General features: G+C 38.1%; 23 protein-coding genes, 1 tRNA gene and 2 pseudogenes. 9 read left to right on the top strand and 17 right to left on the bottom strand.

The genetic code is table 11. The annotated features are described in order from the left end of the window. Positions 1–35 precede the first annotated feature (35 nt). The 3 genes from H6F45_RS20765 to petB form a co-directional block, all read right to left on the bottom strand. On the bottom strand, positions 36–479 hold the full coding sequence (locus H6F45_RS20765) for an anti-sigma regulatory factor (protein WP_096568846.1): 444 nt from the start codon (positions 477–479) through the stop codon (positions 36–38). Between the two features lie 393 nt (positions 480–872). After that, positions 873–1,355, bottom strand: coding sequence for a cytochrome b6-f complex subunit IV (petD, locus tag H6F45_RS20760; RefSeq protein ID WP_096568849.1), 483 nt, complete (start codon positions 1,353–1,355; stop codon positions 873–875). Between the two features lie 258 nt (positions 1,356–1,613). Then, entirely contained in the window at positions 1,614–2,261 is a 648-nt protein-coding gene (gene petB / locus H6F45_RS20755; RefSeq protein WP_096568852.1) for a cytochrome b6, read from the bottom strand. Between the two features lie 351 nt (positions 2,262–2,612). On the opposite strand from petB, the gene ctpA reads away from it, so the two are divergent. Further along, positions 2,613–3,866, top strand: coding sequence for a carboxyl-terminal processing protease CtpA (gene ctpA / locus H6F45_RS20750; protein WP_137666743.1), 1,254 nt, complete (start codon positions 2,613–2,615; stop codon positions 3,864–3,866). A gap of 148 nt (positions 3,867–4,014) precedes the next feature. Here ctpA and H6F45_RS20745 read toward each other — a convergent pair whose 3' ends face one another. Beyond that, positions 4,015–4,779: an MBL fold metallo-hydrolase gene (locus H6F45_RS20745; RefSeq protein WP_137666723.1), complete on the bottom strand. Its 765-nt coding sequence runs from the start codon at positions 4,777–4,779 to the stop codon at positions 4,015–4,017. A gap of 269 nt (positions 4,780–5,048) precedes the next feature. Between H6F45_RS20745 and H6F45_RS20740 the strand changes: the two genes are divergently transcribed. The 3 genes from H6F45_RS20740 (at position 5,049) to H6F45_RS20730 (ending at position 8,130) form a co-directional block, all read left to right on the top strand. Further along, on the top strand, positions 5,049–6,530 hold the full coding sequence (locus H6F45_RS20740; RefSeq protein WP_190348271.1) for a site-2 protease family protein: 1,482 nt from the start codon (positions 5,049–5,051) through the stop codon (positions 6,528–6,530). Between the two features lie 285 nt (positions 6,531–6,815). Further along, the gene (locus H6F45_RS20735) at positions 6,816–7,199 is read left to right on the top strand and encodes a DUF1636 domain-containing protein (RefSeq protein ID WP_137666725.1); all 384 of its coding nucleotides are present in this window, start codon (positions 6,816–6,818) and stop codon (positions 7,197–7,199) included. A gap of 139 nt (positions 7,200–7,338) precedes the next feature. Continuing rightward, positions 7,339–8,130: a cobalt-precorrin-6A reductase gene (locus H6F45_RS20730; RefSeq protein WP_190348270.1), complete on the top strand. Its 792-nt coding sequence runs from the start codon at positions 7,339–7,341 to the stop codon at positions 8,128–8,130. A gap of 34 nt (positions 8,131–8,164) precedes the next feature. Here H6F45_RS20730 and H6F45_RS20725 read toward each other — a convergent pair whose 3' ends face one another. From H6F45_RS20725 to H6F45_RS20710, 4 genes and pseudogenes are all read right to left on the bottom strand, one after another. After that, entirely contained in the window at positions 8,165–8,548 is a 384-nt protein-coding gene (locus tag H6F45_RS20725) for a helix-turn-helix transcriptional regulator (protein WP_190348269.1), read from the bottom strand. Between the two features lie 14 nt (positions 8,549–8,562). Next, a pseudogene (locus tag H6F45_RS20720) lies at positions 8,563–8,763 on the bottom strand (type II toxin-antitoxin system RelE/ParE family toxin); the annotation flags it as partial. Between the two features lie 623 nt (positions 8,764–9,386). Beyond that, positions 9,387–9,599, bottom strand: a complete 213-nt coding sequence (locus tag H6F45_RS20715) for a type II toxin-antitoxin system HicA family toxin (RefSeq protein ID WP_096568882.1) — start codon at positions 9,597–9,599, stop codon at positions 9,387–9,389. Then, a complete protein-coding gene (locus H6F45_RS20710; RefSeq protein WP_096568883.1) occupies positions 9,596–9,802 on the bottom strand; it encodes a type II toxin-antitoxin system HicB family antitoxin in 207 nt (68 codons plus the stop codon). The genes H6F45_RS20715 and H6F45_RS20710 overlap by 4 nt, the downstream gene beginning before the upstream one ends. A gap of 54 nt (positions 9,803–9,856) precedes the next feature. On the opposite strand from H6F45_RS20710, the gene H6F45_RS20705 reads away from it, so the two are divergent. Continuing rightward, positions 9,857–11,056 (top strand): Coenzyme F420 hydrogenase/dehydrogenase, beta subunit C-terminal domain, encoded by a 1,200-nt coding sequence (locus tag H6F45_RS20705; RefSeq protein ID WP_190348268.1) that lies wholly within the window; start codon positions 9,857–9,859, stop codon positions 11,054–11,056. A 35-nt stretch (positions 11,057–11,091) separates the two neighbouring features. Here the strand turns inward: H6F45_RS20705 and H6F45_RS20700 are convergent, their stop codons facing one another. Both H6F45_RS20700 and H6F45_RS20695 read right to left on the bottom strand, forming a co-directional pair. Next, entirely contained in the window at positions 11,092–11,469 is a 378-nt protein-coding gene (locus H6F45_RS20700) for a GxxExxY protein (protein ID WP_190348267.1), read from the bottom strand. Between the two features lie 41 nt (positions 11,470–11,510). Further along, positions 11,511–12,740 (bottom strand): methionine gamma-lyase family protein, encoded by a 1,230-nt coding sequence (locus tag H6F45_RS20695; RefSeq protein ID WP_190348266.1) that lies wholly within the window; start codon positions 12,738–12,740, stop codon positions 11,511–11,513. 86 nt (positions 12,741–12,826) lie between these two features. Here H6F45_RS20695 and H6F45_RS20690 point away from each other — a divergent pair, with 86 nt between their 5' ends. From H6F45_RS20690 to H6F45_RS20680, 3 genes are all read left to right on the top strand, one after another. Continuing rightward, a complete protein-coding gene (locus H6F45_RS20690) occupies positions 12,827–13,648 on the top strand; it encodes an acyl-CoA desaturase (RefSeq protein ID WP_096568895.1) in 822 nt (273 codons plus the stop codon). A 255-nt stretch (positions 13,649–13,903) separates the two neighbouring features. Then, a complete protein-coding gene (locus tag H6F45_RS20685; protein ID WP_190348265.1) occupies positions 13,904–14,977 on the top strand; it encodes a fatty acid desaturase in 1,074 nt (357 codons plus the stop codon). 128 nt (positions 14,978–15,105) lie between these two features. Then, a complete protein-coding gene (locus tag H6F45_RS20680; RefSeq protein ID WP_096568901.1) occupies positions 15,106–16,185 on the top strand; it encodes a DUF3474 domain-containing protein in 1,080 nt (359 codons plus the stop codon). Positions 16,186–16,338: 153 nt separating this feature from the next. Here H6F45_RS20680 and H6F45_RS20675 read toward each other — a convergent pair. The 5 genes and pseudogenes from H6F45_RS20675 to H6F45_RS20655 all read right to left on the bottom strand — a co-directional run bounded on the left by H6F45_RS20675 (position 16,339) and on the right by H6F45_RS20655 (position 20,043). Continuing rightward, a pseudogene (locus tag H6F45_RS20675) lies at positions 16,339–17,186 on the bottom strand (IS630 family transposase). 288 nt (positions 17,187–17,474) lie between these two features. Further along, positions 17,475–17,906 carry a DUF29 domain-containing protein gene (locus H6F45_RS20670; RefSeq protein ID WP_096568903.1) on the bottom strand — a complete coding sequence of 144 codons (432 nt, stop codon included), beginning with the start codon at positions 17,904–17,906 and terminating at the stop codon, positions 17,475–17,477. A gap of 56 nt (positions 17,907–17,962) precedes the next feature. Continuing rightward, positions 17,963–19,228: a glutamate-5-semialdehyde dehydrogenase gene (locus tag H6F45_RS20665; RefSeq protein WP_096568906.1), complete on the bottom strand. Its 1,266-nt coding sequence runs from the start codon at positions 19,226–19,228 to the stop codon at positions 17,963–17,965. Positions 19,229–19,288: 60 nt separating this feature from the next. Continuing rightward, a complete protein-coding gene (locus H6F45_RS20660) occupies positions 19,289–19,696 on the bottom strand; it encodes a hypothetical protein (RefSeq protein WP_190348264.1) in 408 nt (135 codons plus the stop codon). Positions 19,697–19,971: 275 nt separating this feature from the next. After that, positions 19,972–20,043: transfer RNA gene (locus H6F45_RS20655), tRNA-Gly, on the bottom strand. A 115-nt stretch (positions 20,044–20,158) separates the two neighbouring features. Between H6F45_RS20655 and H6F45_RS20650 the strand changes: the two genes are divergently transcribed. After that, on the top strand, positions 20,159–21,391 hold the full coding sequence (locus H6F45_RS20650; RefSeq protein WP_190348263.1) for a tyrosine-type recombinase/integrase: 1,233 nt from the start codon (positions 20,159–20,161) through the stop codon (positions 21,389–21,391). Positions 21,392–22,937: 1,546 nt separating this feature from the next. On the opposite strand, the gene H6F45_RS20645 is transcribed toward H6F45_RS20650, so the two are convergent. Both H6F45_RS20645 and H6F45_RS20640 read right to left on the bottom strand, forming a co-directional pair. Continuing rightward, positions 22,938–23,420: a hypothetical protein gene (locus tag H6F45_RS20645; protein ID WP_190348262.1), complete on the bottom strand. Its 483-nt coding sequence runs from the start codon at positions 23,418–23,420 to the stop codon at positions 22,938–22,940. A 286-nt stretch (positions 23,421–23,706) separates the two neighbouring features. Then, a partial coding sequence (locus H6F45_RS20640) for a DEAD/DEAH box helicase family protein (protein WP_190348261.1) occupies positions 23,707–26,687 on the bottom strand: 2,981 nt, incomplete at its 5' end.

The raw sequence follows: 26,687 nt of genomic DNA, 5'->3' as shown, positions 1-26,687 counted from the left end.
AAAATTTATTAACGGAATGGGGCTTTTTTCTTAAATTAATGTTGTGCTTCTATAAGGTATTTAACAATCAACAAACAATTTCTGTTATCAGAATCACGTTTATAAACAACATGATCTGCCACACGCCGAATTAGAAACCATCCATATCCATGATCTTGTAAAGTACCTGGTTTTGGTTCAGGTATCTGATCAGGATTAAAAGGCTTGCCGTAATCCCAAATTCTTATTTCCAGTCTGTCTACCCACAGACTCAATTCAATTTCTATATTTGTTTCTGGCGGTAAAGTCCGATGAGCATGACGAACTGCATTAGTAAAGCCTTCTGCTAATGCTAAATTGAGACGATAGAGTTGGCTTTCTGACCAACCTCTTTGAGCTAAATATTGTAGAGAAAAGTTTTCAAACCATTGTTGCACTTGGTTTTGGAGCTTCAGATCGCTCTTCACCGTCAGATGGTCTTGCTGCACTGTAGTAAGCATTGACCGTGACTAGAATATTAAGTAAGTAAAAAACGTAACTTGTGTTTGTTTTTTGGTGGCTTTAGATTTTGGAATAGCTTTTATGGCAATTAGCAGTTAGCTGTTTCAAAATCTTGTTTGAACCAAGATCCCAGAATTTAAAATATTCCTAGTTACTCTGGCAACTGCTATATTTTTATATTTTACACCCAAAACTAAAAATCCGATCTTCAAAATAGACCTATGAAAATTGACACCTGTGAGTTTTCAAAAGCATATTCACTAGAAGTATGAGTAGCTAATGGGCTGTATATTCCTTGCGGACAGTCTTTAGACTCATAACTTCGGTATATGCTCTTGAAACTCACAGGTGTCACAGCACTTTATGGAAACTAAAAATTAGTGGCAACTAATTTAGAACAGTCCCAAAGTCAGAGATTTGTCTAAGGGTAATGCAGCACCAATACCTAACCAGATGGTGACAAAAGTACCAAACAAGAATACTGTTGTCGCTACTGGACGACGGAAGGGGTTTTGGAACTTGTTAACGCTCTCAATAAAGGGAACGAGGATCAATCCCAAGGGTACGGAAGCCATTGCCAATACTCCCAACAGTTTGTTAGGTAGTGAGCGAAGAATCTGGAACACTGGGAACAGATACCACTCTGGCAAAATTTCCAAAGGTGTAGCAAAAGGATTTGCTGGTTCACCCACCATTGCTGGATCTAGTATAGCTAGAGCCACAATACAAGCGAATGAACCCATGATTACGATGGGGAATACATAGAGCAGGTCGTTAGGCCAAGCTGGTTCACCATAGTAGTTATGACCCATACCTTTGGCGAGTTTAGCTCTTAAAGCTGGATCGTTTAGATTTGGTGGTTTATGTGTGGACATTTTTAGATCTGGTCTCCTGCTTAAGTGAAGTTAAAGCATTCGTGTAAGCTATTAGCTATTTAGGCAAGCCACAAATTTATTATGACACTGGATTCAGCTTTGCCAGTTGAAGCAAGTGTTCATTGTGTTTACAGCTTACGGTTTCAGCAAATAGTGCTTGTTTTTATTCTGAGGCTATGTGCCTTCAGTTTAAAACAAACAACTTGCATCTGGAAACTGTTTTACCTATTCACTGAATCACTACTGACTAACTTTTGATTACAATGGTCCAGAAATACCTTGTTTGCGGATCATTAAGAAGTGGAAAAGCATGAATACCGCAATTAACCAAGGTAATACGAATGTGTGGGCGCTATAGTAGCGGGTTAATGTTGCTTGACCGACGCTAGAACCACCACGTAGTAAGTCAGAAATCAAAACACCAACTACGGGGATTGCTTCTGGTACACCACTAACGATTTTCACCGCCCAGTAACCAACTTGGTCCCAAGGTAAGGAGTAACCAGTTACACCAAAGGAAACTGTGATTACTGCCAGGATGACACCACTTACCCAAGTTAATTCGCGGGGTTTTTTGAAACCACCAGTCAAATAAACGCGGAAAACGTGGAGAATCATCATTAATACCATCATGCTGGCTGACCAGCGGTGAATGGAGCGAATTAGCCAACCAAAGTTGACTTCATTCATGATGTACTGCACTGAAGAAAATGCTTCTGCGACTGTGGGCTTGTAGTAGAATGTCATCGCAAACCCAGTGGCAAACTGAATCAGGAAGCAAACTAGGGTAATTCCACCCAAGCAGTAAAAGATATTAACGTGGGGAGGTACGTACTTGCTGGTTACATCTTCAGCAATAGCTTGAAGTTCTAAACGTTCTTCAAACCAATCATAAACGCTGGCCATACAATCTCAAGTTCCTACAAATTGCTTGTGGTTGATAAATATCCCAAGATTAATTTTGTTTGGGATGTTCGCAAAGAGAATCTTTGTTACAGAATTATTAAGTTTTTCAGAAACTTAACATTCTGTAAATATGGAATATATTGCGATCCCTTGGCAAGCCAACGTGAAAAATGTTGGTTACAAAGAGATTTTATCGTTTTTGAGGTGGATTTGCCTCTCCAGAGTTGCTTAACAACTTGATGAGAAAATGCACCTCTTCTATAAAAAAAGTAACATAATTTAGAGATATATTTCATCAGCAACGTCCCAAATGGAGATTGATACGTGATTTGGGTAAAGATACAAGGTAAGATGGGCTTCATGAATAAACAGGTTTTTCGGTGCGGATTTTCCTTGCTTTTAGCTTTTGGATTGGCTTTTGGCTTGACTTTTGGCTCAATTCCACCAGCAAATGCTTTAACTCAACAGCAAAAGTTAGTTTCTGAAGTTTGGCGAATTGTCAACCGATCTTATTTGGATGAAACATTTAATCATCAAAATTGGACAGAGGTACGACAAAAAGCTTTTAAGAGTCCGCTGGGAAATGACCAAGAAGCATACAAAGTAATTCAGAATATGCTTAAAAGCCTGGATGACCCTTTTACCAGGTTTCTAGACCCAGAGCAGTACCGCAGTTTACAGGTGAATACTTCTGGAGAATTGACAGGTGTGGGTTTACAAATTGCCCTCAATCCCCAGACAGGTATTTTAGAGGTAATTACACCTATAGAGGGGTCGCCGGCAGAAAAAGCAGGTTTAAGACCACGCGATCGCATTTTGCAGATTGAAGGAACATCCACAGCAAATCTGACTCTGGATGAAGCTGCGGCGCGGATGCGCGGACAGGCTGGTACTGTTGTTACTCTCTTAATTGGTAGAGAGGGAGAAGCGGATAAAGAAATTATACTGGTGCGCGATCGCATTGAACTGAATCCTGTAGTAGCTGATGTGCGTTTATCCCCCCAAGGAACACCCATTGGCTATATCCGCCTCACTCAATTTAATGCTAATGCACCAATGGAATTAGCACACGCTATTCATATTCTAAAACAAAAAAGCGCAGCAGCCTATATTCTAGATTTGCGAAATAATCCGGGGGGACTATTACAAGCGGGAATTGAAGTTGCTCGTCAGTGGTTAGATGAAGGCACAATAGTTTATACTGTCAATCGCCAAGGCATTCAAGGGGATTTTGAAGCTTATGGTCAGGCTTTGACAGAAGCTCCTTTAGTTATTTTGGTCAATCAAGGAACTGCAAGCGCGAGTGAAATTTTAGCTGGTGCTTTACAAGACAATGGACGCGCCCAGTTAGTAGGTGAAACTACTTTTGGCAAAGGACTGATTCAGTCGTTATTTGAATTATCCGATGGTTCTGGTTTAGCAGTAACAATTGCTAAATATGAAACACCAAACCACCGAGATATTAACAAATTAGGTATTAAGCCGGACATAGTAATTCCCCAAGAACCAATCTCAGGGGAGCAAATTGGCACAGCAGAAGATAGACAATATCAAGCTGCTATGGAACTGTTGAGCAAAGATTTGCTAGTAGTGGGTGATTGGTGATTGGGGATTGGTGATTGGGGATTGGGGACTGGGGACTGGGGACTGGGGACTGGGGACTGGGGACTGGTGACTGGGGAGAATCAATTCAAAAGTCAAAAGTCAAAAACTCTGTTCCCTGTTCCCTGTTCCCTGTTCCCTTCTTTCCCAATTACCAGTCCCCATTCCCTAATCTCTGATAAGCTTGGTCAATGATGCGTTTGCCACGGAGGAAGCCAATATTAGCGCCGGGGCAAATGTATTGTAGAGTTTCTGGTGAAAAGCGATCGCGCAATGCTTGAACACTTTTAAGTTGTCTAGGCCAATGAAAAGTTTTAGGTGTACGTAATGGCACAGGTTCACCTTGCAAGTTAGAGATTAAATGCCGTCCTGAAAATAAAACTCCTCCAAATTCACGATAATATAGACATGAAGAGCCTGGAGAATGGCCAGGTGTCCAGATAATTTGTGTGGTGTCATCAAGAGTCAATTCTTGAGAAAAGGTAGTAACAGTTAAACCAGGTAACAAATAAGCTTCTTGTTCTTGAATGATAATCTCACAATTAAGAGCTTGTTGAATTTCTGCTACTTTGGCAATAGCACCACGATGAGTAATAAACAACGAACGCACACCACCGTGTTTAAGCGGATTCCCACCCAAGTCTTGCCCAAAATCATCCCCAAAATCATGGTTAATTTGCTCCAGGGCTGGGCAGTCAATGAGAATATTACCTTCATTTCTTACAATAAGATAAGAAGTTCCCCCCAATGTGTCCCGATTTGGTGGAAAGGCAAGAATTTTGTTTATACCCAAGTCGGGAGATACTGAACCTGTTGCCATCGAAGAAGAGAGAATTTCTCCTTGGGGCATTTGTCCAGAAAGTATAATTTGTGGGGGCTTAATTTTATGACTTGGTTGTTGAGTTGAGGAAAACATAAATAAAATAACCGATAAAACAGCGATCAATAACCGAATAAATAGAGTTTTTACCTAAGTTCTATATTTAACAATCTACAGGTTTATCAAACATTCTACCTCCTGCCTCCTGTACGGGCGAAGCATTCGGAAAATAGCTTTCCATAAAAATTGATAATTGATTGGCCGAATGCTTCGCCCCTACGACTCCTAGAACTCCTGCCTCCTTGAACTCCTTGAATTCCTTGAAATCCTTGAAATCCTTGAAATCCTTGAACTCCTGAAATAAAATGGCATTTTGGTTTTTACTTTTACTGGGACTAGCTACTTATCTGATAGTGCAACGCAGCGTTGCTCATATCACCCGCACCCCAGTGTGGTTGTTGTGGCTAGTATTAATGACACCAGCAATTATCCTCACTGGTTGGACGCTGATCTATGGTACACAACAATCACCCCCACCAGAATTGATTATTTGGCCGTTGCTTATCAGTTTGCTGTTATACTGGATATTATTTCTGTCGGGGCATCGAGTCCCAGAAAATACCCGGACTGACCCCCAAGCAACAGGAACACAACCAGCAAATGATCCTACCGCAGAACCGTTACCAGTGCGTCCTATTGAACCAACAGAAGAAACTAATCTGCGAAATTGTTTCCCTTGGTCTGTATACTACATTCAAAATATTGAGTATAGACCCCAAGCAGTGATTTGTCGTGGACAGTTGCGAACTGCACCGCAGCAAGCTTATCAGCAAATTAAAACAAATATCGAAGGCCAATTTGGCGATCGCTTTCTGTTAATCTTCCAAGAAGGGATGGATGGTAAACCCTTCTTTGTTCTAGTTCCCAATACTCAAGCTGCTAGACAAAATACAAAAAACCGCAATTTAGAAAATTTTACTCAAGCAGTAACAGCACTAGGATTGTTGTTAATGACTTTAGTTACAACCACCTTCATAGGTTCGCAAATTGCTGGAGTTGAACCAACACAAATCAAAACTGACTTTTCTCTCATTGTCAATGGTTTACCCTATGCTTTAGGATTAATCACTATTTTGGGTATCCACGAACTTGGTCACTATTTTACAGCGCGATTTCATAAAATTCGCTCAACTCTGCCTTATTTTATTCCTGTACCTTTTTTCTTGGGAACTTTTGGTGCATTTATTCAAATGCGAAGTCCAATTCCTAACCGCAAAGCTTTATTTGATGTGAGTATCGCAGGACCAATTGCCGGTTTTGTTGCTACTTTACCTTTACTGCTTTGGGGTTTAGCTAATTCAGAAGTAGTACCCATCAGCGAAAAAACAGGACTTTTAAATCCCAATGCTTTAAATCCCAAATATTCAATTTTATTAGCTTTACTTTCAAAAATAGCCTTGGGTAGTGAATTAACAACCAAATCTGCTTTAGATTTGCATCCTGTAGCAGTTGCTGGATTTTTAGGTTTAATTGTCACAGCATTAAATTTAATGCCCGTAGGACAATTAGATGGTGGTCATATTGTTCATGCTATGTTTGGACAACGTACCGCAGTTGTAATTGGTCAAATTTCTCGGTTGTTTTTACTAATTCTTTCTTTTATCCGTCAAGAATTTTTGTTGTGGGCAATTCTGTTACTATTTATTCCCTTGGTTGACGAACCCGCATTAAATGATGTGACAGAATTAGACAACAAACGTGATGTTTTAGGTTTACTAGCAATAGCTTTATTATTGTTAATTGTACTGCCACTTCCTGAAGCTTTGGCTCGTGTTTTGCAGATTTAAAAATAGGTGAACAATGGACAATTGATAATTGACAATTGATAATTGATAATTGACAATTAATTTGGGTTAAAACCTCTCTTTTGAGGAAGAGGTAACTTTCTATTATCCATTGTTCATTGTCAATTGTTGAAGCTAAGCTGTTACGCAGCTAAATTCTATAATCCTAATATTCTTAGCTCTTGTGGAACAGGCATCTTGCCTGTTAAACTTATGCAAATTAAATGCACAACAGCTTACCACTAATTGCAATATAATTAGAAATTGTGTGAATCTGCGAGGATAAGAATGACTGCTGATGTAACTGCTCATACTTTATTTGTGTGTAAAACCTGCGCTAGTGTTTGGCAAGATGGTAAGCGTGTCGGTGAAAGTGGTGGTCAAAAACTATTACAAGAAATTCAACAAGTCGCGCAAAATTGGCATTTACGGGATGAGTTCCCTATCAAAGAAGTTGATTGTATGAGTGCTTGTAGTCGTTCTTGTGTAGTCGCTTTTGCCGGTCAAGGTAAGTTAACTTATTTATTCGGTGATTTGCCAGTTGATGGTTGCGCGGAAGCAGTGTTGGAATGTGCAAGTAAATATTACAATCATCCTAATGGTGTTTTACCTTGGTCAGAACGTCCTGAACCTTTGAAAAAGGGAATTTTGGCAAGGATTCCCAGTTTATAGGTGACTGGTGACTGGTGACTGGTGACCGATGACAGTGGTAAAAGCTTTCCATTTTCTAAGTTGTGGTTTTGGTTAATGTTCTGGTGGCCTTGTCTACGGTTATCAATCCAAAATCTAAAATCTAAAATCCAAAATTGCTATGTTGCGCGTTTTAATTCTGGGTGGTACTGGTGATGCAGCGGAATTAACCGCGAGAATAAATAATATTACTGAAATTGAGGCGATCGCATCTTTAGCCGGTCGTACCCGTGAACCTGTTGCACCTGTTGGTAATGTTCGCGTTGGCGGTTTTGGTGGTGTAACAGGTTTGGTTGAATATTTAAAACATCAAAAAATAGATGTGTTAATTGATGCAACTCATCCCTTTGCTAATCATATCTCTTGGAATGCGGCCGCAGCAGCTACACAAATGGGTATTCCTAGATTATTAGTAAATCGTCCCCCTTGGGAAAAACAACCGGGTGATATTTGGATTGAGGTAGAAAATAATACAGAAGCAGCAGCAGCTTTAGAAAACCAAGCTTTAGAAAATCAAGCTTTAGAACATCAACTTTTCAAACATCAAATAAAACGGGTTTTTTTAACCATTGGTAGACAAGAAATATCTGCTTTTTCTCATTTACAAAAAATGTGGTTTTTAATGCGAATGATAGATCCACCTGTTGCTGATGTTGTAATACCTCCTGGTTTAATGTTATTGGATAGGGGACCTTTTACTTTAGAAGATGAAAGGGAAATTTTAACTAAATATAATATAGATACTATTGTGAGTAAAAATAGCGGTGGAAATGCCACCTATCCTAAAATTATTGCAGCGCGAGAAATGGGAATAAAAGTAGTAATGGTGAAACGTCCACCTGTACCACCAGGGGAACAAGTTTCAGATGTGGAAAGTGCGGTAAAATGGTTATTGGAGAAAGTGGGAACTTGAGAAATTTCTGTTGCTATGATCATCAAAATTGATTCTAGAGAGTCGATTCAGTAGGGGCGAAGCATTCGGGTGATAACCTATTGCTGAAACCATTAATATTCTGTCCGAATGCTTCGCCCTTACAATTAATTGCTTTAGGTTTAACTGTAATTTCCACATCACTACCAAAAGCGTTGAGAAATCTAAACATTCTTTCTAAAGAAAATCCTGTCAGTTTTCCTCTGATTAAAGCAGAAACTTTTGGTTGATCAATTCCTAATAGTTCCGCAGCTTCCATTTGAGTTAGTCCACGTGCGGTAATAGCTTGACTAATTTTTCGAGCTAGTTCTGCTTTTGCTAACATTTCATCAGCATTTGGTAAACCTAAATCAGCAAATACATTACCACTGCTAGTTTGAATTTCGATATTTTCTGACATAATTCTCCTGGGTTTTATTGGTTTATTTGATCATGGTGTTCTTTAGCTTTTTTCAGTCTTGCTTCAATCAAATCAATATCTTGTTTTGGTGTAGCAATACCATGTTTTGATTTTTTCTGAAAAACATGAAGAACATAAACTGCTTTTGCTAATTTCACAGTATATATAGCTCTATAGGTATCTCCATCAAAATCTTTTACAACTTCTAATACACCTTTTATAGTGATGAAACAATTTGATATTCAAGAAGCATTAACTACAGATCATCATTTTGAACAAGCTGGTTATATTCGGTTATTGAAATGATAATTCGTTGAGTCTGTTTTAACAGACTTTTGCTATGAGACTGAGAATTAATTCTCAGGCGGTTTTGTGGGATAATGGAAGATGTATTTTAACAGCAAAAAACCCTCGATAAATTAACCGAAGGGCTGATTAATAAAAAATTCATAAGTGGATAAATTTTATGGGTTAGACTGGTTCTTCTTACCGACAAATAGTATTACTATGATACAAGTAACAGTAGCTAATACAAGACTTCCGAATGCGTTACTAATTTTCATTCCAAAAATGTCATTGACAGTATCTGAGTGCGGAACAAACCAAAATGCTGCATAGAAAAGTGCAAATGTAAATAAGAATCCGCCAAATAACTTGTACAAGGAAACTCTTTCACTAATATCTTCTGCACTGTATCCCTTCAGAAAGTCAAAAATGTTATCTTTCATTTGTAAGAGGTTAATAAAATAACAAGCTAAATTCTAAGTTAAAAGGCTTGATAATGTCAATTCCTTTATCAATAAACTATAAAATACACACAATTATAAAGGAATCCACATCACAAATCATCAGGAGTTAAACCAGTAAGTTTACTGATTCTTGCTAACATTCTCGGACCTATCTCTTCATTATCATGAAATGCAAAAACGAAATCATCCCAATCAGGACGTGACAGAATTTTGTGTGAACCTGATTGACGTTTGATTTCCCATCCAATACGCAACAATGCGGCTAAAACGCGCTTTGCTTTTTGACTAGACCATTGACTCATGCTGCTGCAAAAGAAACACTAAATAAATCTGAGTGTACTTCACCATGTTCCAATTTATCCGCTAATACCCGCAAAGCCAAAGCCTGAACCTTAGCTACCGCTTCCTGTCTTGTATTTCCATAAGCCAAAACACCGGGAATATCTATCACCTCAGCAATAAAACGCCCGTCTTCCTCTTGTTCAATCTCAATCTTCAAGTTCATAGCTTGTAACGGTATCGTAATAAAAGCGATATTCAAGAAAAACAAACAAAATAAATGACTACCATAGATTCTAGCAAACACAAAAAAGCCAAAGCCCTCAAACCCGGAAGCGTGCGCCCCGCAAAAGAACTCTGTAGCGAATGCGGACTATGCGACACCTACTATATCCACTACGTCAAAGAAGCGTGCGCCTTCATCACCCAAAGAATAGACGAACTAGAAACCACCACCCATAACCGCCCCCGCAACCTAGAAGACGAAAACGAACTCTATTTTGGCGTACATCAAGAAATGATAGCCGCCCGCAAACAACAACCCATCGAAGGCGCACAATGGACAGGAATAGTCAGCACCATAGCCATAGAAATGCTCAACCGGGGCTTAGTTGAAGGAGTCGTCTGTGTGCAAAACTCCAAAGAAGACCGCTTTCAACCCATGCCCATCATCGCCCGCACCCCCGAAGAAATACTAGCAGCCAAAGTAAATAAACCCACCCTATCCCCCAACCTCTCCGTATTAGAACAAATCGAAAAATCAGGAATGAAACGCCTATTAGTCATCGGAGTAGGATGTCAAATACAAGCATTACGCGCCGTCGAGAAAAAACTCGGACTAGAAAAACTCTACGTCCTCGGTACACCATGCGTAGATAACGTTACCCGCGCCGGACTGCAAAAATTCCTAGAAACCACCAGCAGATCCCCGGAAACCGTAGTCAGCTACGAATTTATGCAAGACTTCCGGGTACATTTCAAACACGAAGACGGATCAGAAGAAAAAGTCCCCTTCTTCGGCCTCAAAACCAACGTACTCAAAGACATCTTCGCCCCATCATGTATGAGTTGCTTTGATTACGTCAACTCCTTAGCAGATATAGTAGTAGGATACATGGGCGCACCCTTCAACTGGCAATGGATAGTAGTGAGAAACGATACCGGCAAAGAAATGCTAGAACTCGTCAAAGACCAACTCCACACCCAACCGGTGATGTCCAAAGGAGACAGAAAAGCCGCCGTACAACAAGGAATAGAAGCCTACGATAAAGCCGTCACCTTACCCATGTGGGTAGCCAAATTAATGGGAGTCGTCATAGACAAAATCGGACCACAAGGATTGGAATATGGGAAATTTTCAATGGATTCCCACTTTACAAGAAACTACTTGTATGTTAAACGGAATCATCCAGAGAAATTAGAAGATCATGTACCGGAGTTTGCGAAGCGAATCGTAGCGCAGTATAAATTACCGGAATAAAAGCTCACGTAGAGGCGCAGAGACGCAGAGAGTTTTTAGAGGTTGTTGACTACTCGTGATATGCCATCTTTGATGAGTTTGACGTTGAAGTTTATGATTAGTCCAACTTTTTTATCAGCAAGGCGTAAATAGGTTAATAGTTGCTTGTGGTGTACAGGATTGAGATTTTCTACTGATTTTAGTTCGACAATCACCTTGTCTTCAACTATCAAATCAGCACGGAAACCCTCCTCCAAAACCACACCCTCATAAGTGATAGGAATAACTACCTGTCTTCTGACTTGCAACTTTCGCCGTCTCAACTCAACATCCATCACAGTCTCATAAACAGACTCCAACAAACCAGGTCCCAAAGTTGTGTGAACCTTATAAGCCACATCAACAATAACTCCCGTAATCTCATTCTCAATCATACTCTCTGCGCCTCTGCGTCTCTGCGTGAGTAAAAATTATCTCATGCTTCTCCCACAGCTTCAATAGCTGTCTGTAACGCAATAGATACATGAGTCCAATGTGTACCACCTTGGCAATAAACAATATAAGGCTCTCTCAAAGGTCCATCGGCTGATAATTCCAAGGTGCTACCTTCTATAAATGTCCCCCCAGCCATCACAACTTGGCTTTCGTATCCCGGCATTTCATCAGGTACGGGGTCTAAATAAGAACCAATGGGCGAATTTTGTTGAATAGCTTTACAAAAAGCAATCAGTTTTTTGGCTGAACCGAGTTTAATCGCTTGAATCACATCCCCTCTTGGTGCTAAGGGTGCGGGGTTCACAGGATAACCCAACTTATCAAATACGTACCCTGTTAGGTACGTTCCTTTCATTGCTTCCCCGACTATTTGGGGTGCTAAAAATAATCCTTGGTATAACAAGCGGTTTTGATCAAAGGTTGCACCTCCCGCACTACCTATTCCTGGGGCAGTAAGTCTACAGGCGGCTGCTTCTACTAGGTCAGCTTTTCCGGCTATGTATCCCCCTGCTGTAACCAGTGTACCACCTGGATTTTTGATTAATGACCCGGCTATGAGGTCTGCACCTACGTGGGTTGGTTCTTGGGTGTCTATAAATTCTCCGTAGCAGTTGTCTACAAAACAAACTGTGTTGGGGTTTTGTTGTTTGACGATGTGAATTATTTTTTCAATCTCGGCTATGGAAAGGCTAGGCCGCCATGAGTATCCACAGGAACGCTGAATGAGAACTAAACGAGTATTTTCTGTTATGGCAGTGTTTAAAGCTGGCCAATCTATTTTTCCTTCTTTGGTTAGTTCCAATTGGCGGTATTTTATGCCAAACTCAATAAGAGAACCTTGGTTTTGCCCTCGCAAGCCAATTACCTCTTCCAAAGTATCGTAGGGAGAACCCACTACTGCTAACATTTCATCCCCAGGACGAAGCACACCATACAGCGCACAGGCGATCGCGTGAGTTCCTGAAACAATCTGCACTCGCACCACCGCAGCTTCTGCTCCCATGACCTCAGCAAAAACCTGATCTAAAGTATCTCTTCCTAAGTCATCATGTCCATAACCACTGACACCTGCAAAATGGTGCGCCCCTACACGATGATTCCGAAAGGCATTCAGAACTCTTTGAAGATTATGCTTGACCTGAGCGTCAATACCATAAAAAATTTCTAATAGTGCCTGTTCTGCTTCCCGAAGCTGCTCTAAGCTGTTCATTGTTTCCTCATTAAAAAAAATAATCTAAATATGCGGATTTCTAAATCACGCAGATTAGGCTGGACAATTCCTATAAAGGTTACTGCATGACAATTGCTACTTCCACTAAACTTAAAATTAACTGGGTTAATACCCTGTTCTTCATTGGCCTGCACATCGGCGCTTTATTTGCTTTAATTCCCAGTAACTTTAGCTGGAGAGCAGTTGGTGTTGCATTATTCCTCTACTGGGTTAGCGGTGGTTTAGGTGTGACTCTGGGTTTTCACCGTCTTGTTACCCATCGCAGTTTTCAAACTCCTAAATGGTTGGAGTATTTTTTGGTCTTCTGTGGAACTCTCACCTGTGAAGGTGGACCAATTGAATGGGTGGGTATACACCGAATCCATCATTTGCATTCCGATACCGCTAATGATCCCCATGACTCAAATAAGGGTTTCTGGTGGAGTCATCTTGGTTGGATGATTTATCACTCACCCGCTCATGCTGAAGTTCCTCGCTTCACAAAAGACATTAGTGATGACCCAGTTTATCAGTTTTTACAGAAATATTTCATTTTCTTACAAATTGCCCTGGGATTGGTACTGTTTTTCTTAGGTGGTTGGTCTTTTGTGGTTTGGGGTATTTTTGTCCGCATTGTTTGGGTTTATCACTGCACTTGGCTGGTAAATAGTGCGACTCACAAATTCGGTTATCGCACATATCCAGATTCCGGTGACAATTCTACCAATTGCTGGTGGGTAGCTTTACTGGTATTTGGTGAAGGTTGGCACAATAATCACCATGCTTTTCAATATTCAGCCCGTCACGGTTTGCAATGGTGGGAAATTGATATGACTTGGATGACTATTCAATTACTCCAACTGCTTGGTTTAGCAACAAATATTAAACTGGCAGATAAAAGAGCATAACGCATAATTGATGTTTAAAGTCAATAGTTTTATAGTCGTTTTTTGGGTATGAAACTATTGGCTTTTTGCGTGTAATTACGGAGATTCAAAATAGAAATTATGAATTTTTGAATTTTAATTTTGAATTTTGAATTTTCATCTATCCTAAGTTACTCTTAGGTTGCTATAATTTCAGAAATTCAATGTTACAAAACTTAGCTGTAAACTCATTTTGATTATGACTTTGCAGCCCAGTTTGCTGTTTTTCAGGTATTCATGACTACATCACTAATCAAAGACCAGGAAACTTTCGTCGCCACAAACCTTAGTAAAGACGAAATCAAACTAAAACATATTATCAAAAGTCTACCCAAGGAATGTTTTCAGAAAAATAGCCGCAAAGCCTGGACTACTGTAATTATCAGTTTATCTATGGCAGCGTTAGGCTATTATTTTTTGGCTATTTCTCCCTGGTTTCTTTTACCCATAGCATGGATTTTTACAGGAACGGCTTTAACAGGATTTTTTGTCATAGGTCATGACTGCGGACATCGTTCTTTTGCAAACCGTCGTTGGGTAAATGACCTGGTTGGGCATTTTTTCATGATGTTTTTAATTTACCCTTTTCACAGTTGGAGAATTAAACATAATCATCACCATAAACATACAAATAAATTAGATGAGGATAACGCATGGCATCCCATCAGACCAGAGGTTTTTGCAGGTTGGGATAAAACCAGACAGTCTGCTTTTCAATTATTCATGCGGAAGCGTCTGTGGTGGGTAGGTTCTATCGGACATTGGGCAGTTGTGCATTTTGATGCGCGGAAGTTCCAAGCAAAAGATCGGGCTAATGTGAAACTTTCTGTAGGTGTGGTAGTAGCTTTTGCAGCTATTGTTTTTCCCACTTTGATTATTACAACTGGTGTTTGGGGCTTTATTAAATTCTGGTTTATTCCTTGGATGGTTTACCATTTCTGGATGAGTACCTTCACCATTGTTCACCATACAACCGCAGATGTTCCTTTTGAAACCGCTAACAAATGGAACGAAGCGATGGCGCAGTTATTTGGAACTATTCACTGTGATTATCCTCGTTGGGTAGAAATCCTTTGTCACGATATTAACGTTCACGTTCCCCATCATATTTCTACTGCTATTCCCTCCTACAATTTGCGGTTAGCTTACGATAGCATTAAGAAAAATTGGGGTGAATATCTCCATGAAGAATGTAATTTCTCTTGGGATTTAATGAAACAAATTACTAACGAATGTCAACTTTATAAAACTGACATTGGTTATACAACTTTTGATGAATATTACGCCCAGAAAGCTAAATCTCTAGCTTAAATTCAATAATTAACCTCATGATTTAATCAAGCAAAATTTATTAAATCATTTTTCTCAACTTTGCCTGTTTTGGTGGGCATTGCCCACCCTACCTTAATTACTTTTCGTTTTAGAGATTCACAAATCCAGTGCAATTAGAATCAGTTCAATTCAACCAAAATCCTGCTGTTAAATCTTCTCAGGATGAAGATAAACTGCCTTTCACTCTTGCAGATTTAAAAGCTGCTATTCCTGCTGAATGTTTTGAGCCGAGTGTCGCTAAATCACTCTATTATTTTTTCCGTGATGTTGCTATTGTTGCTGGTTTATATGCACTGGCAAATTATCTAGATTCTTGGTATTTCTGGCCAGTTTTCTGGGTGATGCAAGGAACTATGTTTTGGGCTTTGTTTGTAGTAGGTCATGACTGTGGACACCAATCTTTTTCTAAGCACAAATGGCTAAATGATTTGGTTGGTCATCTATCCCATACACCTATTCTTGTACCTTATCACGGTTGGAGAATTAGCCACAGAACCCATCACAAAAATACTGGCAGTGTGGAAAATGATGAAAGCTGGTATCCTTTGAGTGAATCTCAATATAAGCAATTACCTTTTCTACAAAAGCTAATCCGCTATTATCTGTTTTTACCTCTAGCTTACCCCATCTATTTATTTCAGCGCACACCAGGTAAAAGTGGTTCACATTTTGACCCCAGAAGTTCCTTGTTTAAACCTTCAGAAAAGTGGGATATTATCACTAGCACTATCCTTTGGATTGGGATGGTAGGTTTGTTAGGTTTCCTTACCTATCAATGGGGTTGGATGTGGTTAATTAAATACTACGCTGGTCCTTACGTTGTGTTTGTAATTTGGTTGGATTTGGTGACATATTTACACCATACAGAACAAGATTTACCTTGGTATCGTGGTGATAATTGGACTTTTTTAAAGGGTGCAATTTCTACCATTGATAGAGATTATGGCATTTTTAACCATATCCATCATGATATCGGTACTCATGTTGCCCATCATATCTTTTTGAATATGCCTCACTACAATTTGTTGAAGGCAACGGAAGCAATTAAACCTGTGATGGGTGACTATTACTATAAGTCTGATGTTCCTATCTGGAAGGCATTACTGCATTCTGCTAAGGTTTGTCGTTTTATTCCTGATGAGGGTGGTAAAGTTTATCACACTTATTATCAAGAGAATGCGAAGTAATTTTTAGGTTTTTGATGTTTATTAAGTCCGCCGAGTGCGGGCTTTTTTGTCTGAATCAGGATTTATAGGATTTAAGGATTTTCAGGATTTTGGTTATTGTTTTAATTTTCGATATTTGTTATAGATATAGTCATTTAACTTAAGAATGAGACATTAAGCTGCACAATAATCACGGATGATTTCATCTAAGGGTGTATTTGAAGGAGCATACATTCTGGCTCTCTTTAAAGCACTAAAATCATGCTCAATATCGTTCAAATCAGGAGAATACTTAGGGAGGAATATGACCTGATGACCTGCATCTTCAACTATTTGTTTAATCACTGTTTTTCGATGAATTGGTGCATTATCCATAATCAAAACTGATGTAATGGTTAATGATGGTAATAAATATATTGATAACCAGCCTTCAAAACCTTCCGCATTCAAACTTCCTGTGAATATCATTGGTGCGATTAAATTTTTTTTTCCTTTTCTTCTACCTGCGACTAAGTTTTCTCTTTTTCCCCTCTTTCCTTGTCTATCTCCATAAACCTTTTTCCCTCTTTTTGACCAAGCATAAATACAATCTGGAAATTCTTCAAATCCTGATTCATCAACGAATACTAAACTTTTACTCCCATATATTTTGATTAATTTTCGTAAATCCTGATAATATTTTATCCTTTCTTTTCTACTTCTTTCTCGATAACGTAGTTCTTTTTTTTTCTGGTTATTTTCATTTTTTTTAGTGCCTTAAAAATTGCAGTTGTACTTACGCCGAATTTTTCGGCTCTCTGTTTTAATCTAGCTTCTGGATTTTCTTGTATATCTTTTGACAATTCTCTTATATCTAGCGTTCGCTGACGATGTTTTACCTTTGTTGCTGCCAGTTCCTTTCTCTCCAGCCATCTGTAGATTGACGCTCTTCCTATTCCAAACACTTGCGCCGCTTTGGTGACTCTACCACCATTTTCTATATAATCTACTACTTTTTGTCTTAAATCTAAACTATAAGCCATGATTTCTACTCCTATACCTTCTCTCTTCAATCTTACACTCTTTTTGTCTCATTCTTAAGTTAAACTACTATAGTATTTGATATTTGTGATAATGAAAAGAATAAAAGGATATAAAGTTGGACAATGAACAACATCTAGTTTTCTTATTATTAAATATTAAATAGATAACTGTATCACTTTAAAAGTTTAAATGTACAAGACTTACCTGAACTTCAAGCAATAGCAAAAAACAAATCCTGTAAATCCTTAAATCCTGTATATCCTGATTCTGACAAGATTTAATTACTACTATTCTGGTAAAAACTCATTATCTAATATTTGTAAAATTGTATAATTACAACTTTGTGGAAAGCTTTCAAAAGGTAAATTAGTTTCCTTAACAGCTAAGTTAATTCCATCTTCATAACTTAATTGCAAAGCTTCTTCTAAATAAGATTTTAAACTGGGACTATCTGTTAATATTCTTTTGACTTGAGTGCGCTGTTCTCGAATGGTGGCTAACCAACTATTACTGCGTTTTTCTGGTTGGTATTGCCATTTTAGTAAATGTCCTAATAACAAGGCTAAACGGTTAACTAATTCTCTTCTTTCTTGTCTTCCCAAGGCTTCTATTTCCTCAATTAAGTTTAACTTATCGAGTATTTCCCATTTTTCTTCTCTTAGTAGTTGAACTTGTTCTTTTGTCCATCCATAAAAATCCGAGTCGTAAAGTGTATTCATGGATTTTATCTATAATACTACTGTTGATGATAAAAAATTAACCGCAAATTCATCTGTTAAAACCTTCCATTCCCCTGAATAATATGCTTCACCGTTGTCAAGGTTTCCAAACTAATAAACCCTCTACGGTGTCCTTTTTGATTGGACATTCCCAAAAATACGGAATCTCCCCGTGAAGGGTTACGAGAAAACCGAGGGGAAGCATTGATATAAGTAGAGGCGCTATTGACTCCTAATGCAAATTGGCGACTTTCTTGGTAAGAGTCTGTAACTATTGCATCCGCATGACCGCTACTATATTGATTAATCCAAGCGATCGCACTTTCTAAGCTATCTACTAATTTAAACGCTACGGTTTTACTTAAATACGGTGTTCCCCATTCTCCGTCTTTTGCTAATTGTAATTGGGGAAAGGCTTCTACTAATTCTGCATCTGCTTTGAGTTCAAAGCCTTTTTCTTTTAAGCTATTCCACAGCACAGGCAAGGAAGATGGTAAAGCTTGACGATGAATTAAAACTTTTTCAATGGCATTGACTGGATCTGGTTCACTTTTATGGCTATCTAAAATCATCCAGCGTACCATTTCTAAACTACCATTGAGGGACCAGTACAGGTAACAATTGCCCATTGCTGACTTTAACACGGGACAGGTGGCTTGTCTGACTACTTGCTGAATTAAGCTAGAACGTCCGTAGGGTATGACTAAACTTAAATACTGGTCTTGAGTGACTAAATCCCGTAAAGAAGTACCATGTTCAGTGGTGACTAATTCTATACAACCTGGGGGTAAACCAACTTCACTAATGGCTGTTTGCAGAACTTCGGCGATCGCCGCATTAGAATGACTAGCTTCTGTACTGCCTTTGAGAATCACAGTATTACCAGTTTTCAAACAAAAACCAGCAGTGATCGCCCCTAGTTCTGGAAAAGCCTCATAAATAAACCCAATTACTCCCAAAGGCATCAACTGGGTATAACTTTGAGAATCTTCCTGTTGATAATCAGCATTTCTCACCCGTCGCAAGGGATCGGATAATTCCCCCAAACGTTGGAGAATCTCAACAGTATTCTCTAACCGAGAGGGAGTTAATTTCAGCCAATCCAAAATTAATTCTGGTACTGCCATTTCCCGACTAGCTTCTAGATCCAGGGTATTGGCTTCGAGAATGTCGTCAAAGGAGCGTTTTAGCGCCCGTGCCATTGCCAACACAGCGCGACTTCGGTCTGCCCCTTTGGTAGTTCCTAACTTCAGGGAAGCTTGATAAGCGCGTTTGGCGCTGTTCATTGGTTCGGGATAATCATCAAAAGCTTCAACAGTCATCCGATTTTGGATTTTAGATTTTGGATTAGTTCCTCGGATAAATCCGGGGCGCTGATGCAGTTAACGTCTGTAAGTAAGCCAGACCATAATTGCTGGCAGAATAGTTAATAGCACCGCCACTATTGCCCAAGCAATAATACTCGAACCATTTGCCAAGCGTAATGCTAACGGTAGCCATATAATGACTAACACGAAAATAATGCCCAACGCTATCGGCAGATAACTTTCTGCCAATTTTGGTTGAATCAGATTCCAGCTTTTCCCTGTCCAGCGCCAAGCCCGCTTATAGGGATAAGTGGTAGAAAGTTGCTCCAGTACATATCCATTATCTTCAACGACAAATATTTGCTGACAGCGATCGCAGCCAAATGCTTCTGTCAGGGTAATGGGAATTAACCGCCCCCGACGACGACAAGGACAAGTATAATCCGTATTGAAGTCTATTTTTTCCGGTTTTTGAGATGGCACAAGCAGTCTAAATAACTTGAGCGAGTTTTTGTTAACGGTTTTGGGTGGGAATGCCAAAAATTACTTTTTGGTCAACATCCCCACACTTAGCATTATTTCTAGTATATTTCTGCAAGCATTGTAGCCGCTATTTTCAATTAGACAAAATAGGAAGCAGGAGGCAGAAGGCAGGAGTTTATACAATTAAAAATTTTAGGTCTGAAAATCTAATCATGATTTCCCAGACCTAATGACTTTTTTGGTTACTTATTCTATTTCTATGTTATTATTTTCAGAGCGGGTAACGCGATTCGAACGCGCGACATCAACCTTGGCAAGGTTGCGCTCTACCACTGAGCTATACCCGCGACCCTTGTAATTCCGTTGGTTGTCCCTCACTTGCTATTATTTTTGGGGCAATTTTGGGGCAAAAATCCTAACCCTACCAATCACCAGATTTAACTATTTGGTAGGTAGGACAAGATGCAAGATTTAAAAACCCTCACTGATTTATTAGACGCTGTTAAACGTGCTAACACTGAACTAGAAATAGTCACCATAGGTACTAAACAAGATAAAAATGGCAACTATAGGTTAAGGTTACGTGCTAGGTCAAGAGAAATCAGCTTTGAAAAATACACATTCCCATTAACAAAACAGGGACTCAAAGCAACAGTCAAAATTGCACAAGAGATCGAAACCGACTTTTTTAGAGGATGTTTTGATCAGTCACTGATCAAATATGGTTTAGCTAAAAAAACTGATCCTAAGCTTACAGAAATAGCAACACTTCCAATAAACAATGAACCCGATTTAAAGGAAATCTGGGAGAATTATAAAGCACTCAAACCCGATACACCTAAATCGACGATCCGCGCCAAATGGCAACCTATCGAAAAATGGCTATCAAAATGCCCCAAAGAGTGCTTAAATCTAGCGAATGCAGATAAATTGCTTGCATGGTTAAGATCGGAAAATCTATCAGATGGATATTTAGAACCGAGTTTAAGGACACTTAGGAGTGCTGTAAACCTATCAATCAAGCTAGGTAAAACTAAAGCAAGCAATACCATAGCCGCGTTAATCCCCCTCTTAGAAATAGATGATCGAAACATCCAGATATACACAAAAACCGAAGCCAAGATGATCCTAGCTGCATTCAGATCCGGTAGGTATGACAACGATGCAAGCGCGTACAGCAGCACATATTATGCTGATTTTGTCGAGTTTCGTATTAGAACCGGGTGCAGGCCTAGCGAAGCTATAGCACTGACTTGGGAAGATATCAAAATAAATGGCGACAAAATGCAGATAATTTTTAACAAGAGGTATGTCATCGGAGAATTGCAACAAGGAACTAAAAACGGAATAGCAGCTAGGATATTTCCGTGCAATAAAGGGATGATTGACTTTATCAACAATATCCCAAAAATTCCTAATGAAAAAAACCTAGTATTTCCAAGCTACTCTGGACTATACCTTGATCTTGCTAATTTTAATCGACGGTATTGGCAACCTATCGTAAAAAATTTAGCCTTGTCTAAAGCTATCAGCAAAGAATTAAACTTTTATGATCTTCGCCACTCATTCATAACATGGCTAGTCAGGGATGGAATTGACATAAAAACAATTGCGACTATTTGTGGGAACACACCTGAAACAATTATGAAGTTCTATCTTGCAAGCAATGACTCAATAGAACTACCAGAAATCTAGTCCTTGTCCTTACTTTGTACGTCACCTACTCATATACCGAGTAGGTTTTTTTTTAAGATCAGTTTTCATTACCATTAATGAAAACTAGCAAATATCAAGCAAGCTAATCCCACTTTTGATCACGGTAAAATGGCTGAAACCTATACCCAGTAAGGGTTTCCAATCCCACCAACAAATTCGGCAGGGGTACGATATTGTCGAACTGCTTAAAAATGGCTGAAACCCTTACAACAAGCCAGTTATGGGATTTCCCATATCCACTTTTGTATCAATCTGATACAGAATCATAATACCGAATTATTCGGCATTCAAAATAGTTAAATTAGCTGATTTTGTGCGATCGCACAAAATCCCCTCTATATTTTTGCTAGTCAGTAGTCATATCAAGCGTTATGCCAAATAGAATAACGGTAAAATCCCCTTTTAAGTATTTTATTTAAGTTTTTATGTAACTTTTGTGTACATCGGTGACATTTTCCCATAATATATATATTAGTTAAGGGTGAGTGAGGCTTTAGCTAAATTTTGGGGAAAACCTAGTAAGGAATAGGGAGGGTTTGTTAAAAACCCATTCCCCAAAAACCCGCCAAAAAACACCCTTTAAATGGCTTTAGCTAGTCCTAATAACAGAATCATCGTTAGCTATTTTCAATAACCCTTAAATTGGATTTTAAAGGCAACTTTAGAAAATACCATATAGTTCCCTAGTTTAGCCCTAGCCAAATCCTTAAAATTGCTGAAACCTTTACTGCATAAGGTTTTTAAGATTTAATACTTAAACATCTTAGTAAGATATTTATCCTAAAAAATTGTAAGTATATCAGCTACTGAGTTTTTTAAAATACAAAAATTTTGTAAGTGAATTTTAACTAATTTGGTAGATTGATTTGTACAATTAAAAACATTCTGGGATCTAGTATTTAACTAAAACCCTTACAGTGTAAGGCTTTGGGTATTTACTACTTAATATACTTAGTCAGTTAGCTTACAATTTAATTTTTAAGTACAGTATACGGACTGTAATGTAAAATTTAAGTAATTTATTTTATACCTCATAAAATGTAAGTAGCTAGTCCCTAGCTATAATAAAAAAAAAATCCTCTCTACACAAATTATGGAAACCGAATATTTGTACATTGAAACAGAGATACCCGATCTAACACTAAAACCAGATCCGAAAATAGTTGAATTGCAGCAGCAATTAAAACAAAGTTTCTATAATATTTTGCTTCACAAAAATAGAGTGTTAAAATCAAAAATAAGTCCCCACAAAAATCCCCACAAAAAACAATGAATAATCACGAATATAACGGGATAATCAAAGATTATGAAACTTTAGGTATACCGTCCCCACTCGCCAAAAAATTAGCAGATATTCACTATAAGGAACGACATAGCCCTTATTACGAAAGATCGCGCCAAGATAATGAACTATTCGATCAGGCACATAAAATAATGGCTGCAAAATCAGTTTTACCCGTAACAACGCCATTCATAACAATCTAAAAAAAGTACAGCACTAAAAACTAGTGCTGATTTTTTTTTATTAACTCTTTTCACTCACCTCATATCCTTGTGAATCGAGAATTGCAACCGCCCTATTGACATCCAATAAATGCAGGCCATTAACGATAAACTCATTTTTCTGGATATTGCAAAGTGAGCTAACCAAGATACCAACATTTTTAAAATTTATCTCTTTATATTCCTTATTTAACTCGACTAATAACTTATCTTGCAGCTTTAGCCGGATCTCCCTATTTTGCGCTGCTATTTCCTCAGATGTCTTAATAGCACGCTCAAGCCAATCACTATGGTTTTCTATTATTTTGTTAGAACTCAACTCAATATCATAATCATCCAATCGTTCCCTATAATCAGGATTTTCATGCTTAAACTCGGTAAACCATCTGTAGATCGTCTTATCCGTGATTATACCGTTTAACTGTTTCCTAACGTATTTAAGAGAATGTCCATTTGCCCAAAGGGCGAAAGCGGTTTTCTTTTCTTGGCAAGCTGATCTAGGCATTTTTATAAGTTCCTTAAATTACGACTAAACAAGTCTAAATTACACACATTATAATAGAAATATACATATATTAGGTGGAAAAATGCTAGATAATTGCGCTATTCGCGTCAAAAGAAATCATGTGGTTATTGAATGTCCAAATGCCCAAGAATACAAAAACCTAATGAAAAATCAATCAAAATTAATAGCTTTATTTCCAGATTTTGAAACAGTTTCAATCAAATTAAAAGACAAAATTACAGTTTTACATTGTGTCGAGTATAGGGGACTAGCCCCTATAACTTAACTAAGGGAATGAAGGAACAAGCTTAAAGCTAACCTCACCCTCTAAAGCAGCTTCGCCAATATCAACTAAATCAGCAAGATTGAATTGAGATTTAACATCAACTTGGGGAATTGCTGCTTTTATCGCTTTAGCGTCTAAAGTTATTGGTTCATTATTGCTGATCAGCAACTCATCAACAAAGTCGGCATAAGGGTTTTTTTCACTAAACGCAGATAAGCCAACCAAGTTGCGAATTTTTTGATGGTAAAGGTTTCTAAGTTCCTGATTATTCTCCCTAATTAAAATGTATTTTGTGGCTTTACCGTTCCCTAAAGTTTCTATCTTGTGGCCAAAGATATCTAAAACTTGCCGAATAATAGCTAAAGTAGTTTTTTCCGGTTTGAAACCTAGTAAATTCTTAGCTTTTAATGGGTCATTAGCTATTTTTTCGGCTATTGACTGTAACAAAGATCCTTTACTTAGATCAAGTCTAGTCCCTGTCAAATTAACGGTTAATTTTGCGCCATTAGCCTCAACTTCCTTGCTAAATTCTTGGTTAGGTGACTTAATAAACTTCGATGATTCAAATTTTAACGATCCGATTTCTAGCCAGTATTTCTCGCGGATCAAAAAATCTAACCCCAATTCACGTAAATAAACCGATCTGGGAAGATCCGATTTTTTAACCCAGTCAAAAGCAAAGAAGTGTTTATTTTTAGCTGACTTTTCTAACTTAATCGACTCCTCAATTCTGGTAAACCAAAACCTATCAATCAATAAGGAAAATTCTGATTGTAATTTCCTCCAAAAACCATCACGCCATAATCGAATATCGTCTTTATTCGGGTCAGGAATTAGCCCTAAACAAGCTTTATTAAACTGATAACGATCAAGCAATATTTCCTCCTCACTGCTAAATTTCTGGTTTTGACTAACTAGCTTTTTATACTCATCGTCACTAATCAATTGTGCGATCGCCACTTCGCCATTCTTCCCATCAACAGTTTCAGCTTGCGACTTTTTTATCGCACTATACAGATCAGTTTGTCCCAATTCCTTGTTTGGGTTATACACCCTATCAACAATATACTTATCTACCCCAGATTTATAATCATCCATCCATTTAGCAGCATCTAACAAAGTCCAATGTTGCTTATGCTGCATCAACCGTAAAACTGCACGCCTAAACATAGATCCGATCTTTAGGTTTGATTCAAGAGCTATCATCTCATACATATATTGGCTTGACAAAGCACTTCTAACCAAATCAGCAGGGTTATAATAACCTCTTAAACGTTCATAACCCTTATCAAAATATTGTATTTTTAGATTTAATTGCTCCTCAACTTGCTTAGGGGTGTAGCCTGTTAACGTACTTGATCCTAAAACCGTATTCGCTACCCATATATGGCGCTGTAATCCTGGTTTGTCTCTTAACCTTAACGGGATTTGTAGCGCGTCTGTTGGCAAACCTTGATTATAGAAAATATTAAATTGATAATCAAAACAGTGTGACGCAACACTCACCCCGCTAGAAAAGAAATTTTGATTAGTGATGATAATTTTCCCCTTACAAAATTTTGAAAAATACGCTTCTTGGATATGTTTAGGTTTTGACAATATATCAAACCCAGGGTGATCAGGTTCTAAAGTATCACCATCATGTACAACGATATCTTCAAACCAAATACCCATATCCATCAAAGCGTTAGCTATATTTTTTGGGGTGTATGTTGCATCAAACTTCGCAGATTGTGAATTAACGTTAATTGTTGCATTCGGTTCATTCAATCGTATTAAATGAACTGCTTTGATCATCTCTTTAGGACTTGATCCGTCCCATAAAACAAACTCACGATCAAATCTAAAACTAGTGCCTATTTTTAGACTATTTCTTGGCGCTGATTTTTGCACATAATTAAAAACAGATTGATAGATGTCAGCATCCAGAAATATATTCAATTCGCTACAATTTAGCAACTTTTCAACTTTAGATAAGTGCAGCGCCCTATCTTTTTTAATGTGTGTGTCACCTTCATGTAAGTGATTGATATTCTTGCTGCATTCATCAAAAATCAAAACATACTTAATATCATGTTCCTCCAAAAGTGGCATAACCCTAGTAAATAAACTATCAAGACAAGTGACGCAACCCCTAAAGTTTTTAGGATTTTGATACATCCAAAAACTTTCATCGACTTGAGGTAATTTATACCCAACACCGCAATTTTTTCTTAACGAAATAGTCGGTGTAACGACTACAGTCGCTATATTAAACAATTCCCAAAAATAAGCACTCAAAGCAGTGCTGAAAGTTGTTTTACCTAACCCGTGCGGTGCCTCAAAATATATGTTTTTAGAATGTCTTTTTTCGATTTCCGCTATTAATTGATCAACATCAACTTCCCTACCATCAAGACATATATCCAAACTATTCAAACTTAGCTGATCAATCAAATCATCAGCTAAAAAATCAAACATATCCTGACCATTAATAGTCAATTGACAATCATTGATCTTGTTTTTTGATCCGTTATTTGCAGTAACGAATTTAACTAGATTAACAAAATCTGATTTAGTCCATTGTTTAGCATTTTTAGTGCTAATGTTAATCTCGCGTTTATTTCCTATAAAGGGTTTTAGTCCCTCCCTAATGTCATAGTTGATATACTCTTGGTTTGTTTGTTTAACATCTGGTATGGCAACCATCGGAATACCCGGAAATAGATCGCCATTCCCAAAAACAATAGTTAATGGTTCACAAGATTCAGCAAATCTAGCCCAACTTAAATGAGTTGATTTTGATAGATCAGAAAATCTTAAATTAGATTTAGTTGGATCTAATTTAGGCTGATCATCTATTTCTAGAGGATTACCAATTTTTTCTCTCTTGCAATAAAAAGCTAAGGTTTTATTTACCTTATCAATAGTTGATTTATCCAAAGAATTAGCCGGATCTAAAGTTTCAGATCCTACGCTATGCAACATATTAAATGCAGCGA

The sequence above is a fragment of the Sphaerospermopsis sp. FACHB-1194 genome, assembly GCF_014696235.1.
Classification (GTDB): Bacteria; Cyanobacteriota; Cyanobacteriia; order Cyanobacteriales; family Nostocaceae; genus Sphaerospermopsis; species Sphaerospermopsis kisseleviana.
Note: the sequence above shows the minus strand (reverse complement) of the source record. Positions and strands in the feature narration are given on the sequence as shown.

Bases quoted from the DNA above. Each gene is read 5' to 3' on its own strand.
- H6F45_RS20765 (WP_096568846.1), bottom strand. From the start codon at position 479: ATGCTTACTACAGTGCAGCAAGACCATCTGACGGTGAAGAGCGATCTG.
- petD (WP_096568849.1), bottom strand. From the start codon at position 1,355: ATGTCCACACATAAACCACCAAATCTAAACGATCCAGCTTTAAGAGCT.
- petB (WP_096568852.1), bottom strand. From the start codon at position 2,261: ATGGCCAGCGTTTATGATTGGTTTGAAGAACGTTTAGAACTTCAAGCT.
- ctpA (WP_137666743.1), top strand. From the start codon at position 2,613: ATGGGCTTCATGAATAAACAGGTTTTTCGGTGCGGATTTTCCTTGCTT.
- H6F45_RS20745 (WP_137666723.1), bottom strand. From the start codon at position 4,779: ATGTTTTCCTCAACTCAACAACCAAGTCATAAAATTAAGCCCCCACAA.
- H6F45_RS20740 (WP_190348271.1), top strand. From the start codon at position 5,049: ATGGCATTTTGGTTTTTACTTTTACTGGGACTAGCTACTTATCTGATA.
- H6F45_RS20735 (WP_137666725.1), top strand. From the start codon at position 6,816: ATGACTGCTGATGTAACTGCTCATACTTTATTTGTGTGTAAAACCTGC.
- H6F45_RS20730 (WP_190348270.1), top strand. From the start codon at position 7,339: ATGTTGCGCGTTTTAATTCTGGGTGGTACTGGTGATGCAGCGGAATTA.
- H6F45_RS20725 (WP_190348269.1), bottom strand. From the start codon at position 8,548: ATGTCAGAAAATATCGAAATTCAAACTAGCAGTGGTAATGTATTTGCT.
- H6F45_RS20715 (WP_096568882.1), bottom strand. From the start codon at position 9,599: ATGAGTCAATGGTCTAGTCAAAAAGCAAAGCGCGTTTTAGCCGCATTG.
- H6F45_RS20710 (WP_096568883.1), bottom strand. From the start codon at position 9,802: ATGAACTTGAAGATTGAGATTGAACAAGAGGAAGACGGGCGTTTTATT.
- H6F45_RS20705 (WP_190348268.1), top strand. From the start codon at position 9,857: ATGACTACCATAGATTCTAGCAAACACAAAAAAGCCAAAGCCCTCAAA.
- H6F45_RS20700 (WP_190348267.1), bottom strand. From the start codon at position 11,469: ATGATTGAGAATGAGATTACGGGAGTTATTGTTGATGTGGCTTATAAG.
- H6F45_RS20695 (WP_190348266.1), bottom strand. From the start codon at position 12,740: ATGAACAGCTTAGAGCAGCTTCGGGAAGCAGAACAGGCACTATTAGAA.
- H6F45_RS20690 (WP_096568895.1), top strand. From the start codon at position 12,827: ATGACAATTGCTACTTCCACTAAACTTAAAATTAACTGGGTTAATACC.
- H6F45_RS20685 (WP_190348265.1), top strand. From the start codon at position 13,904: ATGACTACATCACTAATCAAAGACCAGGAAACTTTCGTCGCCACAAAC.
- H6F45_RS20670 (WP_096568903.1), bottom strand. From the start codon at position 17,906: ATGAATACACTTTACGACTCGGATTTTTATGGATGGACAAAAGAACAA.
- H6F45_RS20665 (WP_096568906.1), bottom strand. From the start codon at position 19,228: ATGACTGTTGAAGCTTTTGATGATTATCCCGAACCAATGAACAGCGCC.
- H6F45_RS20650 (WP_190348263.1), top strand. From the start codon at position 20,159: ATGCAAGATTTAAAAACCCTCACTGATTTATTAGACGCTGTTAAACGT.
- H6F45_RS20645 (WP_190348262.1), bottom strand. From the start codon at position 23,420: ATGCCTAGATCAGCTTGCCAAGAAAAGAAAACCGCTTTCGCCCTTTGG.